Below are 14929 nucleotides of genomic sequence, written 5' to 3'. Positions count from 1 at the left end.
AAATAAAAATTTCACCCGAGATAACAGATGAAATTTATTTTTCCTTACTTGGCTTCTTGCGCCAACTCAAAATTTTTCTCAACTGACTTGTTAATGGCATCAGTTTCTTTTAATTTTTTGATAACCTTGTCAATTTCTTTTTTGAGGGCATCAGATTTTTTCGGCATAGCAACTGAATAACTATCTGTATCTGATGAGTCCAACTTGATGTCAGCCAAGACCAAATCAGGATTTGCCGCAATGTATGACTTAGCAATCGGCTCTTCTAAAACCACACCCTCAACCGTGCCATTTTTCAGCTCATTGATTGCTTGTCCAGTTTTGACCAAGGCAACAAGCGAAGCATCTTTGAGTTGCTCATTTGCCACTTTTTCTTGGACAGAACCTTTTTGCGCTGCGATTTTTTTATCCTTAAAATCAGTGATAGCTGTCAATTTAGCAAGATTTTCTTTCTTCACGACGATAACATTTTGCGCTGTATAATAGCTATCTGAGAAATCATAAGCATTCGCCCGATCAGGGTCAACTGAAATGCTTGAAATCGCAATGTCTGCCTTGCCACTTGTCACACTTGCAAGCACATTGTTAAAATCCATCGCCTCAATTTTTACTTTAACACCCAATTCTTTAGCGATTTCATTTGCCAAATCAACGTCAGAGCCGACAATTTCATTTTTACCATTTTCAAGCATTTGAAACTCAAATGGCGCATAATCAGGACTCAAAGCCACAACCAACGTCCCTTTTTCCTTGATTTTCTCAAGACTATCTTTCTTAGAAGATGACGACCCACAAGCCGACAAAGCAACAACTGCTGTCAATGCGACAAAACCCAAAACTACTTTTTTCAATTTCATTTGATTTTCCTTTTGTATATTTACTTCTTCACAAGTATAATTATACAATATTTACTGGTAATGTCAAGCGCTTTTATTCCGCTCGAAAATAAAGCCAATTTTCCGTTTCTTTGATGTTAATAGCGTCAAATTCAACATTTGCCAACAACTGAGCAAACAAGTCTGGGTCTTGATACTCTGTCATCAGTCTGCTTAGTCAATCGCCTTAATCTCCAAAATCATATCGCGGATTTGCGCAGCCAATTCATAATCTAAATTACCAGCAGCCTCATTCATCTGCTGTGTCAATTTCTTAACAGTGGCTTTGCGTTCCTTGCGGTTCATCATCTCATAATCAATCGTGACTTCTTCTCCATTATCCGCAAGCCGAGTCATGCCAATCTTGTCGCGAATTTCCTTGATAATCGTTGTTGGCGTAATGCCGTGTGCTGCATTATATGCCTCTTGCACCTCACGCCGCCGAGCTGTTTCGTCGATCGCTTTTTTCATCGAATCGGTCATTTTGTCGGCATACATAATCACGCGCCCATCCGCATTTCGCGCCGCCCGACCAATCGTCTGAATCAAGCCACGTTCATTACGCAGAAAACCTTCCTTATCCGCATCAAGAATGGCAACAAGCGACACTTCTGGCACGTCAATTCCCTCACGGAGCAGATTAATCCCAATCAGCACGTCAAACACACCCAGTCGCAAATCGCGCAGAATCTCCGTTCGCTCAAGCGTTTTGATGTCCGAGTGCATATATTTGACCTTGACACCCATTTCTTTAAGGTAATTGGTCAAATCTTCCGCCATTTTTTTGGTCAATGTTGTGACAAAAGTTCGTTCATTTCGCTCAGAACGCGCATTTATCTCGCCCAAGAGGTCATCAATCTGCCCCATAATCGGACGGACTTCAACAATCGGATCAAGCAAACCAGTCGGTCGAATAATCTGCTCAACAATCGTGTCTGTTTGTGTCAACTCATAATCACCAGGAGTCGCCGACACATAGACAATCTGATGAACGTGACTCTCAAACTCCTCACGGCGCAAAGGGCGATTATCTAGCGCACTAGGCAGTCGAAAACCATAATTAACCAACATTTCCTTACGCGAGCGGTCGCCGTTATACATGCCCTTAATCTGCCCCATGGTCATATGGCTCTCGTCCACCATGATTAAAAAATCGTCAGGGAAAAAGTCCATTAGCGTGTAAGGTGGCTCGCCCTCAGAGCGCCCGTCCATATGCCGAGAATAATTCTCAACACCATTGGTATAACCCATTTCACGCAACATTTCGAGGTCATAATTCGTCCGCTGTTCCAAACGCTGTGCCTCCAATAGCTTGCCTTCTTCGTTGAAAATTTTCAGCTGATTTTCAAGCTCAGCCTCAATCGTTGCAATGGAATGCGCCAAATGTTCATCATTTGTCACAAAGTGAGTCGCAGGGAAAATCGCCAAATGCTCAACTTCGCCAAGAACATGCCCCGTCAGTGCCTCAATTTCTCTAATTCGCTCAATTTCATCACCGAAAAATTCCACACGAAAGGCATTCTCATCACGAGAGGCAGGAAAAATCTCCACCACATCGCCACGCACGCGGAATTTGCCACGTTGAAAGTCAATGTCATTGCGCTCAAACTGAATATCAACCAAATTATTGAGCAACTGATCGCGTGAAATCGCCATGTTAGGTCGCAAACTCACGACACTATCGGCATATTCCTTGGGATTCCCCAAGCCGTAAATACAGCTGACGGAGGCGACGACAATCACGTCATTGCGCTCCAAAAGCGAACTCGTCGCGCTATGACGGAGCTTGTCAATTTCCTCGTTAATCGCCGAATCTTTCTCGATATAGGTATCCGTCGACGGCACGTAAGCCTCAGGCTGAAAGTAGTCATAGTAGGAAACGAAGTATTCCACCGCATTGTTCGGAAAAAACTCCTTAAACTCGCCGTAAAGCTGACCTGCAAGCGTTTTATTGTGCGCGATAACAAGCGTTGGTTTATTTTCCCGCGCAATCACTTGGCTCATCGTATACGTCTTTCCTGTCCCTGTCGCCCCTAGCAAAATCTGCGCTTTCTCGCCATTTTCAATGCCCTCACACAATTCTTCAATGGCTTGTGGCTGATCGCCAGACGGCGAATATTTAGAAATCAATTCAAATTTTTTAGTCGTGTCTTTTTCTATCATAGGTTCATTTTACCATTTTTGAGGATAATTTTGTGGTATAATAGTTGTATATTATATATGATAACAAGAGGTAATCATGACAAGACAAGAAAATTTAATCAAAGCCAGTCATTTGATTGACATGGCTGATATTATCCGCGAGGGAAACCCGACTTTGCGCGAGGTTGCCGCTGATGTGGCGCTCCCTTTGCATGACGACGATATTATTCTCGGTGAAAAAATGCTGGCATTTTTGCGACATTCGCAAGATCCTGTCATGGCGGAAAAAATGGGTCTCCGTGGTGGTGTGGGGCTAGCCGCACCACAGCTTGATGTGTCTAAAAAAATCATTGCTTGCTTGGTGCCAAAGGAATTTGAGACTGAGGATGAGGCTGAAAAAGCCAACGAGGCTTATAGCTTAGCAACCATTATGTATAATGCTAAAATCGTCAGCCATTCTGTTCAAGATGCTGCGCTTGCTGACGGTGAGGGCTGTCTGTCTGTTGACCGTGAGGTGCAAGGTTATGTTGTTCGTCATGCGCGCGTAACTGTTGACTATTTTGACAAAAATGGCGATAAACAGCGACTCAAGCTGAAAGGCTACGATGCCATGGTTGTGCAACATGAGATTGATCATACAAATGGTGTTATGTTTTATGATCGGATTGATGAGAAGAATCCTTTTGGGGTTAGGGATGGGATGTTGATTATTGAGTAGGGGGAATTTCTGAAGTATTTTAAACTTCGGAAATTTTTTTCAATTCGTAAAGTATTATTTTAGAGAAACACGCTAATCAAAAGGAACAATTTATGAATACAAAAGAAACATTACTGTCAATTTTAAGTGAGATTAAAGAACACATTGATAAATTCCAAAGTCAAATAAAGACAGATGGAATCGATTGGAAAAATGACGACGAAAATAAATTCCATAATCAACTTGAAAAATTTAACAGAAACTATCAAGATTTAATTGACGTTATTGAAAATAAAAAGCAATTTTCAAATAATATCCAAAATTTATTTACAAATATCCTTCGAAATTTTAGATTTTATCACGATTCTAACGAACCTCTTCCAGAACACTACCCAAACAGTTCACTCAATCAATTATCTTCGATAAATGATCAATTAAAACAATTGAGATATTTAGTTCCTATTGATGGTGAAAAAAATGCTGTAATTATTGGAGGAAATGGTAGCGGAAAATCTTCATTAGCTAATTTCTTTAAAAAAGGAGGTAGTAACGGAATAGCCGTCATTCCCGCACGTAAAAATCTATTTTCATCAGATGTAAATTACGATCATGCAATGGATCGTAAGAGTATTCAAAATGAACTATCTAGGAAAGATGTTAAATCCGATAACCTAGAAGAAAGGTTCTTCTTCCAAAAATTAATAACTGCCTTAGTAAACGAGTCTGATAAAGATATACAAAAAGCCTATTACGGTCAGATTAAAAAAGATGATGATACTGATAATATTTTCTTTAAGTTCAAAACTTTATATGAGAAAATAATACCAGATATAAGTTTCGATAAACCTGATACTATCCTAAAACAAATTATTCCTATCAAAAATAACCAACCATATACTATTGATCAAATGAGTGACGGTGAAAAAGTTATAATTTACTATATCATTCAAGTTTTATTAGCTGTTCCTAATGCAACAATTATTATCGATGAACCAGAAATGTATCTGAATACTTCAATATATAATCGCTTATGGAATGAACTTGAACAGCTTAGAGCAGATTGTAGATTTATCTATATCTCACACAGAATTGATTTTATTGAGAGTCGTGTAGATGTTGATTTTATTTGGTGTAAAGGTTTCATATTTCCAGACAATTGGACATTAGATTTACTTGAAAACGAGAGCACCAACTTATTTCCAAAAGAGCTACTTGTTGAATTAACAGGGGTTAAAAAAGATGTTATTTTTTGTGAAGGGGAGAAACATAGCCTTGATTATGCTATGTATTCTGTTTTATTTCCAAATTTAACGGTCATTCCTGTTGGAAATTGTCTAAACGTTCATCGGTATGTAAAAGCATATAATGATCAAAATAGTATATTTTCTAATAAAGCATATGGCATTATTGATAATGATTTAAGAACTGACGATGAACAAGAGCGATTAAGAAATGATTTTGTTTTTACTACCAAATTTCTAGAAATTGAAATGATGTTATGTGATGAAGCTATTTTTAAAGCAGTGTTAAGCAACAATTTTCCTGAACCTGAAATTAGTACTAAAATTAATGAGTTTAAAACAAAATTTCAGACACTGTTATCAGACAAACAAGACTTAATTATTCAAAGAAGAATTAAGAAAATTTTTGAGCAAACATTATCAGACAGAGGTTACGATACGAAAATTCCCTTAGACCAAAATATTGAAGAATTAAAATCTCTTTTCTCTGTTTTATCCACAGAGGAAACAAAGTTTAAAAAGAAAATTTCTGATATATTAGAAACAAATAATTACGAAAGTATGCTCCAAATTTGTACATTAGAACATAACGAAATTCTTGGTGGTATTGCTAATAGCTCAATTGATGCAAATTTTGAGAATAAAGCAAAGAATCAGCTAAAGGAAAATCTAGCATTACAAAATACAATTAAAAATAAATACTTCTCTGATTTTTTTGACCTCTCATCCGAGTAATCATTACCAAAAAAATTTTAACACCACTAATCCAAAATAACCAAATACTCATCCAACCGCTCAATGACATAACCAGCAAATAATTTTTGTATGGCAAGCAAATTATGCTTAACATGAAATTCATCAAAAGCATCATAGTAACTTAGTCTATCCGTAAACTTAATATCAATAGGTGGTAAGCCTGTTTTCATCAACTCCAAATTTACCAACAAACGACTCTTCTCAAATACACCAAACCGCATACAAAGGCACTGACTTAATCCCATTTTCAAAGCCAAAATGCTTACTAGAAATACGAATCGCATAGTTAGGGGAATATTTCTCCGTATACACATTCAAAGACTTACTGCGCGTATTAGCGCTTGCCTTGACCTCAACAGGAATAATCCCGTCTTGATTATATAACAAAAAATCAACCTCAGCACGATTGCCACTCGTCCAATAATATCTCGAAATTCCCTTAACTTTAAATTCACAAGCCACATAATTTTCAGTAATCGCACCCTTGAAAAGATAAGGTTTATCCAAAATCACATCAGGTAGTAGCAACTCCGACTGACTAACCAACAAGCCCACATCACTCAAATATAACTTAAAGGCATTGGGATCAACATAAGCTTTCAGCGGCATCTCAACTCTCGTGATTTTAGTCACATCAATCAACATCTCACTAGACAAAAGCCAAGAAATAGCCGAGTAATAATCTCGCTTACTTGCATGTTTATCTACCAAATTATACTTAAACTTCCGCGACTCCTTTTGAGCAAGTTGCGCTATCATCCGTTGATACGTCAACTCAATCTTATTCGTCTCAAACTTATTAGTCGTGTATTTATTCATATCCGCCAAATACATCTGCGTAATCAACCGCAAAATACTCACATCATACAGCAAAATATCCTGATTATTTTCAAGAAAATTCTTGACAGACTCGGGCATCCCTCCCACACATAGATACTCCCGATACCGCTCTAAAGCATGGTCGTGCAACATTTGAGGCAACTTCAAATCAAGCTCGAAAGCATTTTGAATCTCTTCTAACAGTCTTTCCTCATCACACGCTAACATAAATTCCTTAAAAGAAAGCGGGTGCATATGCTCAATCTGAACTTTCCCAACAGGAAATGATGACTCAAAGCGATTAATCTTAACGCCCAAAAGACTGCCCGCACAAACAATCTTATAATTTTCCGATGACTCATTAAAATATTTCAAAGCAGCAATAAAACGCTCTGAAACTTGAACCTCATCAAAAAAGAAAATCGTCTGCGCCACATTAATTTTCTTACGAAGTAACAGCTCCAACCGTCTAATAATCTTTTTAGGATCAATCGTCTCCTCAAAAATTGCAACAATTTCCGCATCCCGATCAAGATTAAAAAATAAATAGTCCCGATTTGTCGCACGACAAAATCGATCCAATAAATAAGTCTTACCAATCTGTCGAACACCGACAACCATCAAAGGTTTTCGTGTCTCGCTCGCATACCATTTCGCAACAACTTCATCAAAATCACGTTTCATATTATTACCACTTTCGATTTAATGATACCATTTTTTAGATTGAATTTCAATTTTTCAACACATAAAATCAAAATACTTTCAAGAAAATCATAGATAAAAGAAAAAGAGAATGAAACAAAAGCCAAAATAATAAGAAAATCACATAAAATACGTTTTTTAAACGTTGATTTTATGCGATTCTTTTATTTATAATTAACTAATCTTTCGGTTTGTAGACAAATGCCAATTTTGGCACTTAAATTTGAAACTTGTCGTTTTCTTGAAATTCCCATGAAAAACTTCATACGCCACGAAATATCAATCAACTCACTCATCAGCAGCAACTGCTGTTTCTTCAACAACCCGATTAACAATCACAATCGCATCATCAACCAATTCAGCGACCAAATCTTTATACTCAGGATTTTCAATATAGAAATCAGCAATGGCATCCTCAATGTTATCTTGAATCGTCCGTCGTAAAGGACGAGCGCCCATTTTCGGATCATAACCCAAGTCAACTAATTTTTCCTTAACTGCTTGTGTTACCTCAAGATGAATGTCATTGCGCGCAATCTGCCGATTAACATCAGCCAGCATCAAATCAACGATTGTCAGCAGATTTGCCTTACTCAACGCCTTGAATTCGATAATGCCGTCAAAACGGTTCATAAACTCAGGACTAAAGAAATCGCCCAATTGACCGAGAACAGAATTTGTCGTCCCTTCACGCGCTGCACCAAAGCCAACATTTGCCTCAGCCTTACCAGTCCCAGCATTTGAGGTCATGATAATAATCGTGTCCTTAAAGCTAATCGTGCGCCCTTGCGCATCCGTCAAGCGACCATCATCCAAAATCTGCAAGAACATGTGCATCACATCGGGATGTGCTTTTTCAATCTCATCTAGCAAAATCAGCGAGTAAGGATTGCGGCGGACTTTCTCAGTTAATTGCCCCGCCTCATCATAGCCAACATAGCCCGGAGGCGCACCAATCAACTTCGCCACACTATGTTTTTCCATATACTCGCTCATATCAAAGCGAATCATGCTGTCCTCGCTACCAAAAAGCTCCAGCGCCAATTGCTTAGCAAGCTCAGTTTTCCCGACCCCAGTTGGCCCAACAAACATAAAGCTCCCAATCGGTCGATTTGCCTTACCAAGCCCGACACGATTGCGCCGAACCGCCTTAGAAATCTTGTCAATCGCCTCATCCTGCCCAATAACGTGAGCTTTAAGATCAGCTGCCAGATTGATTAACTGCGTTTGCTCTTTTTCCTTCAAATCGCCCACAGGAATCTGCGTTTTTTCTTCAATGATTGCCTCAATATCCTTTTCAGTAATCACAGGCGTATCCTCGTCCGTCAATTCTTGTTTGGATAATTCGCGTAATTTGGCAATTTGATCGCGAAAATGTGCTGCTTTTTCAAAATCTTCAGACCGCAATGCCTCATTTTTAGCCTCCTCAGCCTTTTGAATTCGCTCAGCAATATCTTGCGGATCAACAAATTTCAAAGTCAGATTTTTCTTAGAACCAGATTCATCCAACAAATCAATCGCCTTATCAGGTAAAAAACGATCCTGAATATAACGATTTGACAAAATCGCTGCCTGTTCAAGCGCCGCATCTGTATATTTGACGTGATGAAAATCTTCGTAACGTTTTTGAATCCCCTTGAGAATGGTAATCGTCTCATCGACAGACGGCTCATCCACCTTGACAGGCTGCATCCGACGTTCGAGCGCCGCATCTTTTTCGATAATGCGGTACTCATTCAATGTCGTTGCACCGACAAGTTGCAACTCACCACGAGCAAGCGCAGGTTTCAAGATATTTCCCGCATCCATATTGCCATCGCCAGCCGAGCCAGCACCAACAATCTCATGAATTTCATCAATAAAGAGAATCACATCCTTGCGTGCTGTAATTTCCTTCATTAACTTCTGCATGCGTTCCTCAAATTGCCCACGAATGCCAGTCCCTTGCACCAAACTCACAACATCAAGGCGAATAACTTCCTTATTTTGCAATTTTTGCGGCACATCGCCGTCTACGATTTTCTGTGCCAACCCCTCAACAACAGCCGTCTTACCAACACCAGGTTCACCGATAAGAACAGGATTATTTTTCGTTCGCCGATTAAGAATTTCAATCACACGAACAATTTCCTCGTCACGTCCGATAACAGGATCAATTTCTCCCTTGCGCGCACTTTCAGTGACGTTAAAACCAAATTCATCAAGCAGACTATTTGATTGCCCACGACCACGCGGCGGACGACCTCCCCCATTGCCACGACCTGCTTGAGTCGGTGGCACATTATTTTCAGGACGACCACTCGCCCGATTCAAATCATTTTTTAACGTCCCAAACAAATCATCAAAAGGATTGTAGTTTTGATGACTTTCATTTTTTTCGCCAAAAAGTTTCTCGCGCCCACCAGATTTCATGATTTGATAGCAATTTTGACACAGATTATTCGATTGTTTATGACCATTCACACTTGTAAAAAGATGAATCGTCGCCTCATTTAATTGACAATTTTGACAGAGCATAAGCGTCACTCCTTTATTTTAAGATATTGAATCGTCTATCTTGCGTTTTAGAAAATTAAGCGAAAACGCAAGGAATTGAAAACAACTAATTTTTTAAAAAGTCAGATTAAACTTTGACCATTCCTGACCTTTGATTCTATTATATCTATATTTTAATATAAATTCAACTAATTTGCTTGTTCCAATCGTAATTTTGCCAACAAAAAAATAAAAGACACATCAGATTGATGTGACCCCTAAAATACACAAATTATATCATCTACTTAAATTCCATCATTGCTTCATAAACCGCCCCAATCAGCCCTGCATCATTACGCAAATAACATGGCTTAACCTCTGCAACTGTGATTCCCGTCAATTTGTTTAAAGTCTTATGATTTTTCTTAATCTTATCAATTCTGGCAGACAAATTACTTATAAATTCTTCATTAGCAGAAATACCACCGCCTAAAAGTAGCACTTCAGGATCAAAAGTAGCAATCAGATTGAGCAAACCTTTTGCCACATCATCATAGTATTGATTCATGACTTGAACAGCGATGTCATCCCCATTTCGCGCCAAATCTAAAATCACACGCGCATCACTTACTGCCTTACCACTAGCTTTTTCATAGCGTTTATAGAGACCAAGCACAACACCGCTCGTGAAATTCCACGACTCTTGCTCCAAATTATGCGAATAATCAAGTGGATACTGCATCGTCCACCCTGCTTCGCCAGCTGCACCATGCGCACCTTGATAGATTTTATGATTGATGATAATGCCACAGCCCACAGCCGTTCCGAGTACAATCGCGATATAGTTTTCAACACCTTGCGCATTGCCAATCCAATGTTCAGCAATCGCCGCACAGTTGGCATCGTTTCGCACAATAACTGGCAAAGCAAAGACTTGCTCACATTTTTCTTTTAGATTTATATCATAAAAAGGTTTAATCGCACCGCCTGTTACCATATAGCCGTCAGCTCGAACAATCCCAGGTACACTGATACCCACACTTTTAATCTCATATATTTCTTGAAATTTACTGATTTGCGCCGCCATATTTGACACAATCAAATCGCCATCATCTGGCGTTGTCGCAAACAAACCTTTTTCAACAATTTCACCCGATTCAGTGATAAGACCATATTTAACAGTTGTTCCACCAATATCGAAACCTATGTAATATGTCATTTTAATCTCCTTAATCTAAAACAACTTTTCCAATCAATGACAAAATGCCTTTTAAATCGCCTCAAAACTCAAACTCGGTCGCGCATTCAAGGATAAGTCCGCAAAATTGCCATGATTGAATTCGCAAACGCTAGCATAGGCAATCATGCCTGCATTATCGCCACACAAACGTAATGGTGGAATAACAACAGGAATATCTGTTATTTCCGTCGCCAAACGTTCACGTAAGCCCTGATTAGCTGCGACACCGCCTGCGACAACAAGCATTTTCACGGGAAATTCAGCAAGTGCTATTTTCGTTTTTGCTAGTAAAACGTCTAACACAGCCGCTTGAAAACTGGCTGACAAATCTTTATTATCAAGTGCATCGCCTTTTTGATCAGCATTATGGACAGTGTTAATGAAAGCAGATTTGAGTCCTGAAAAGCTAAATTCGAGCGCTGGGTCATCGTGTTTCATCATGGCACGCGGGAAATTGAACACGTCATTACCTTGATGCGCTAACGCATCAATCTCCTTACCCGCGGGGTAAGTCAAATTCATCACACGGCCAACTTTGTCATATGCCTCGCCAACTGCATCATCTCGCGTTTCACCAACAATTTTATAATCGCTTGGCGCTTTCACATAGACGAGTTCTGTATGCCCACCACTCACTAGCAATGCAAGCAAGGGAAATTCGAGTTCTCGTACATTTCGCGCCGCCCAAAGATGTCCAGCCATGTGGTTGACAGGGATAAGCGGCAAATTGTGCGCCCACGCAAAGGCCTTGGCAGCCGCCACACCGACAAGGAGCGCGCCGACAAGCCCCGGTCCCTCAGTCACAGCAACCGCCGTCAGATCCTGCGCTGAAATCTGCGCCTCGCGCAAGGCCTCAGTCACGCAGGTCGTTATCACCTCAACATGATGACGGCTCGCCACCTCAGGCACAACACCGCCAAAACGCTTGTGGCTCTCAATTTGACTGGCAATGATATTGCTGAGCAACTCATCATCATTTTTAAGCACGGCAACACTTGTTTCGTCGCAAGATGTCTCGAATGCTAGTATGTATTTATCTGTCATGGCTACTCCTTTAGCGATTGAGCGACGTAGTCGCGTCAGTTTAAGGAAGTTGCTAGGCACAACGTGCCTTTGCGATTTATCGCTTAGGCGTTGGGTTGGCTACTCCTTTTCATTAAAACTGCATTTTCTGGCGGATTTTGGTAATAATTTTTGCGGATATGATAGACTTGAAAGCCAAATTTTTTATACAATTTCTGTGCTGAAAGATTGGATTTTCGGACTTCTAAGAAGATTTTTCCGTCAAATTCTGCCAGTTGCGATAGCAACAAACTAGCAATGCCGCGACCTTGATACGCCTGTTTGACAGCGATATTGGTGATTTCCGTTTCGTCCATGATTTGCGATAATGCCAAAAAACCGACCATTTTTTCATCAGAAAAAGCTAAGAAATAAGTCGTTTCTTCTTTCAACATATCAGCAAAAGTTTGCTCAAATGTCCAAGGTGCAGTAGTGTAAACATCGGCTAAAATCACCTGAATGTCTACCGCAACATCACGAAAACAGTCTGTCAGAAAATTGGCTTGTCTAATTGTTATCATTTTAATTTTTTAACCATCCAAAGTCCGTCAAGCTTGTTATCATAGTAATCAGGTAAGATTTCAGTGGTCGAAAAACCGAGCTTACGGTACATGGCTTGCGCCGCCAAATTATCCCGTTTGACCTCCAAACTCATCGTGTCAATGCCCAAATGTCGCATAAGTTCAGCCACCGTTTTAACTAGATTTGAGCCAATACCTTGCTTTTGAAAAGCGGTCGCAACCGCTAGATTTGACAAATGCACTGAATTTTTATCAGGAATCACGCGAGCGCCAATGAAACCAACGATTCTCCCACTAGCTTCAGCTGTCAGGAAAACCGCAAGCCGATCCGTCGTAATCTCATACTCAAAATGTGAGAAAGTCCAAGGCGTGTCGCCTGCATAAACATCACGCTCAATCGCCAGAAAATTGACAATATCAGCGCTTTCAGATATTCGGTAAAGCGCGTTATTAATCACGACATCAAGATCAACCTCATCAAAAGTGCGATACCTGCGAAAATCGCTTACCTCAAATTTTTTGAATATATCGCGTATCAGTGCTTTCATCGTGAGTCTCCAACCATTTTTCTTCTGCTTCAACTTTTTTCAGATAATTTGGCACAAATGTATCCACATCTGCTATTTCGCCAACTGCGCCTATGCGCGCAATTTGAAAGGCGTTAGGCAATCGGCGCTCAGAATTTTCAATAAATTTTGCCTGTGGCAATTCCTGTGAAATTAACTCACGAAATGGCGCAACTTCTCCTGTAAATGTGATGTCAGCTTCATTTTTTAAACTGTCTAATAACTCTGAAAGTGCCGTGTGACAGTCTTTTTTAATTGCCATACCATGCTCATAAACACCCGCATAAACATTTTGACGACGCGCATCCATCAAAGGAACAATTTTTCCTGAAACATCAGCATTTCTCGCAATTGCAGCCAGACTTGATACACCAACAAGGTCAATGCCAAGCGTACTGGCTAATGTTTTTGCTGTCGTTACCGCAATCCGCAATCCTGTATAGCTACCGGGACCTTTGGCAACGGCAATTCTATCCAACTCTTGCGGTGTTAAGCCGATATTTGCCATCAGAAAATCAATAGCCGGCATTAAAGTTATGCTGTGATTTTTCTTAATCGTCACATCAATCTTCCCGAGTAAATTGCCATTTTCCGTCAAAGCAACAGAAAGCGCTTGACTTGACGTATCAAAAGCTAATATTTTCATCTTATTTCTTTTTTACCTGTATTTTCGTTTGATCAATCAAAGCCGAATCATACATGACCTTGGCATGATTTTCTAAAAGCAATTCATCGGAAATGGTGTTACCTGTTCGCTTGTCAATCGTCTTTTTATATATCTTGTTATGTCGCATCATATTACCAGCATTTTCATAAAAATAAGCCTCTTCTTCACGAATGTGGACTTTTATCGCAAGCGGCGCAGTCGCCCGAATCTCACCAACAAGATACTCATCAGTCGTCTCAACAACGAGCTGATAAGTTTTAGAAGTTGTGTTTTTAAAGCGATAATCAAGATAGTTATAGACGATTGATGTACCTGTTCCAAATGGTATTTGACGTTTAAAATCAGGAAATAAATCCAAACCATTGTGATGATGATGCTCAACAATCGCCAAATCCGTATGTAAAATAAGCCAATGTAGCAAATTGGTAAACTGACACATGCCACCACCAACATCAGCCGTAGGACGACCATTTGAAATCGTCACACCCTCCAAATAGCCTTTTCTCCGAGTAATTCGCCCAACTAAATACCAAAAGGAGAAAGTCTCGCCTGGTTTAATTAAAATATGACTAACTTTTGGTGTTGCGATTGAAAGAGATCTGGCTTTATTTTCCTGTAAATGTAAATCAACATTGCCAAGTTTTCGACGAATAAGCGATTTGTGTTTTTTGATAACAACAGGCAAAAGCACCTGACTTTTTGTCTTGGCAAATGTCAAGTTTGAAAATGTATTGACTAAATTCTTTTTAAATCTTTCCTTTTCCAGTGAGATTTTATAAGTTAGCGGATTTAATTCACAAAATAATTTTCTTCCCATTTATATTACATACTCTATCCTAAAATATTTTTATGTCCCTACGGTTACGCCACCGTATTATTGCAACTACTACCATTTTATGATAAATACAGTTTAATTTCAACTATATTTCATTATAACACACGGTCATTTCATAAATTTAATTTATCCGACAAATTCCGAAATTTCACAAGTTAAATAGCTATTTCAGACGATTATTTCCCTAACCGCTTTAATTTTCATAAAAATCTGTTAAACTTTCGTTATGGAGCTGAAAATGACAATTAAAGAAAAATTTACGGTTATTGAAGATTTACGAGACCAAAGTTATGTTGCTTATCCTCTTTGCGATGTGCTAATCATTGTTATG

The 14929-nt window shown here is 39.4% G+C and carries 12 protein-coding genes and 1 pseudogene; 2 read left to right on the top strand and 11 right to left on the bottom strand.

From position 1 onward, the window contains the following. Positions 1-44: 44 nt before the first annotated feature. Positions 45-857: a transporter substrate-binding domain-containing protein gene (locus Hs30E_RS02875; protein WP_172207804.1), complete on the bottom strand. Its 813-nt coding sequence runs from the start codon at positions 855-857 to the stop codon at positions 45-47. Positions 858-1049: 192 nt separating this feature from the next. Then, the gene (gene uvrB / locus Hs30E_RS02870) at positions 1050-3038 is read right to left on the bottom strand and encodes an excinuclease ABC subunit UvrB (RefSeq protein ID WP_172207803.1); all 1989 of its coding nucleotides are present in this window, start codon (positions 3036-3038) and stop codon (positions 1050-1052) included. Positions 3039-3114: 76 nt separating this feature from the next. Here uvrB and def point away from each other — a divergent pair, with 76 nt between their 5' ends. Both def and Hs30E_RS02860 read left to right on the top strand, forming a co-directional pair. Further along, complete coding sequence (gene def, locus Hs30E_RS02865; RefSeq protein ID WP_172207801.1) at positions 3115-3735, top strand: peptide deformylase; 621 nt, start codon at positions 3115-3117, stop codon at positions 3733-3735. A 92-nt stretch (positions 3736-3827) separates the two neighbouring features. Continuing rightward, positions 3828-5690 carry a DUF4435 domain-containing protein gene (locus tag Hs30E_RS02860; RefSeq protein WP_172207800.1) on the top strand — a complete coding sequence of 621 codons (1863 nt, stop codon included), beginning with the start codon at positions 3828-3830 and terminating at the stop codon, positions 5688-5690. 26 nt (positions 5691-5716) lie between these two features. On the opposite strand, the pseudogene Hs30E_RS02855 reads toward Hs30E_RS02860, so the two are convergent. From Hs30E_RS02855 to Hs30E_RS02815, 9 genes and pseudogenes are all read right to left on the bottom strand, one after another. After that, positions 5717-5905, bottom strand: a pseudogene (locus Hs30E_RS02855) (cell filamentation protein Fic); the annotation flags it as partial. A gap of 7 nt (positions 5906-5912) precedes the next feature. Beyond that, the gene (locus Hs30E_RS02850; RefSeq protein WP_172207798.1) at positions 5913-7214 is read right to left on the bottom strand and encodes an ATP-binding protein; all 1302 of its coding nucleotides are present in this window, start codon (positions 7212-7214) and stop codon (positions 5913-5915) included. A gap of 306 nt (positions 7215-7520) precedes the next feature. Then, complete coding sequence (locus Hs30E_RS02845) at positions 7521-9749, bottom strand: ATP-dependent Clp protease ATP-binding subunit (RefSeq protein ID WP_172207796.1); 2229 nt, start codon at positions 9747-9749, stop codon at positions 7521-7523. A 259-nt stretch (positions 9750-10008) separates the two neighbouring features. Continuing rightward, positions 10009-10926: an ROK family protein gene (locus Hs30E_RS02840; protein WP_172207795.1), complete on the bottom strand. Its 918-nt coding sequence runs from the start codon at positions 10924-10926 to the stop codon at positions 10009-10011. Between the two features lie 51 nt (positions 10927-10977). Further along, the gene (gene tsaD / locus Hs30E_RS02835) at positions 10978-11991 is read right to left on the bottom strand and encodes a tRNA (adenosine(37)-N6)-threonylcarbamoyltransferase complex transferase subunit TsaD (RefSeq protein WP_172207794.1); all 1014 of its coding nucleotides are present in this window, start codon (positions 11989-11991) and stop codon (positions 10978-10980) included. An 83-nt stretch (positions 11992-12074) separates the two neighbouring features. Then, positions 12075-12530: a ribosomal protein S18-alanine N-acetyltransferase gene (rimI, locus tag Hs30E_RS02830; RefSeq protein ID WP_172207792.1), complete on the bottom strand. Its 456-nt coding sequence runs from the start codon at positions 12528-12530 to the stop codon at positions 12075-12077. After that, complete coding sequence (gene rimI / locus Hs30E_RS02825) at positions 12527-13078, bottom strand: ribosomal protein S18-alanine N-acetyltransferase (RefSeq protein WP_228461976.1); 552 nt, start codon at positions 13076-13078, stop codon at positions 12527-12529. The genes rimI (Hs30E_RS02830) and rimI (Hs30E_RS02825) overlap by 4 nt, the downstream gene beginning before the upstream one ends. Continuing rightward, positions 13041-13742, bottom strand: coding sequence for a tRNA (adenosine(37)-N6)-threonylcarbamoyltransferase complex dimerization subunit type 1 TsaB (tsaB, locus tag Hs30E_RS02820; RefSeq protein ID WP_172207791.1), 702 nt, complete (start codon positions 13740-13742; stop codon positions 13041-13043). Before tsaB ends, rimI (Hs30E_RS02825) begins: the two co-directional genes overlap by 38 nt. A 1-nt stretch (position 13743) precedes the next feature. Further along, entirely contained in the window at positions 13744-14580 is an 837-nt protein-coding gene (locus tag Hs30E_RS02815) for a VanW family protein (RefSeq protein WP_172207789.1), read from the bottom strand. Between the last annotated feature and the right edge of the window lie 349 nt (positions 14581-14929).

The sequence above is a fragment of the Pseudolactococcus hodotermopsidis genome (genome assembly GCF_011170085.1).
Lineage (GTDB): Bacteria > Bacillota > Bacilli > Lactobacillales > Streptococcaceae > Pseudolactococcus > Pseudolactococcus hodotermopsidis.
The sequence above is the reverse complement of the archived record's forward strand: the minus strand, read 5'-3'. Positions and strand labels throughout refer to the sequence as shown.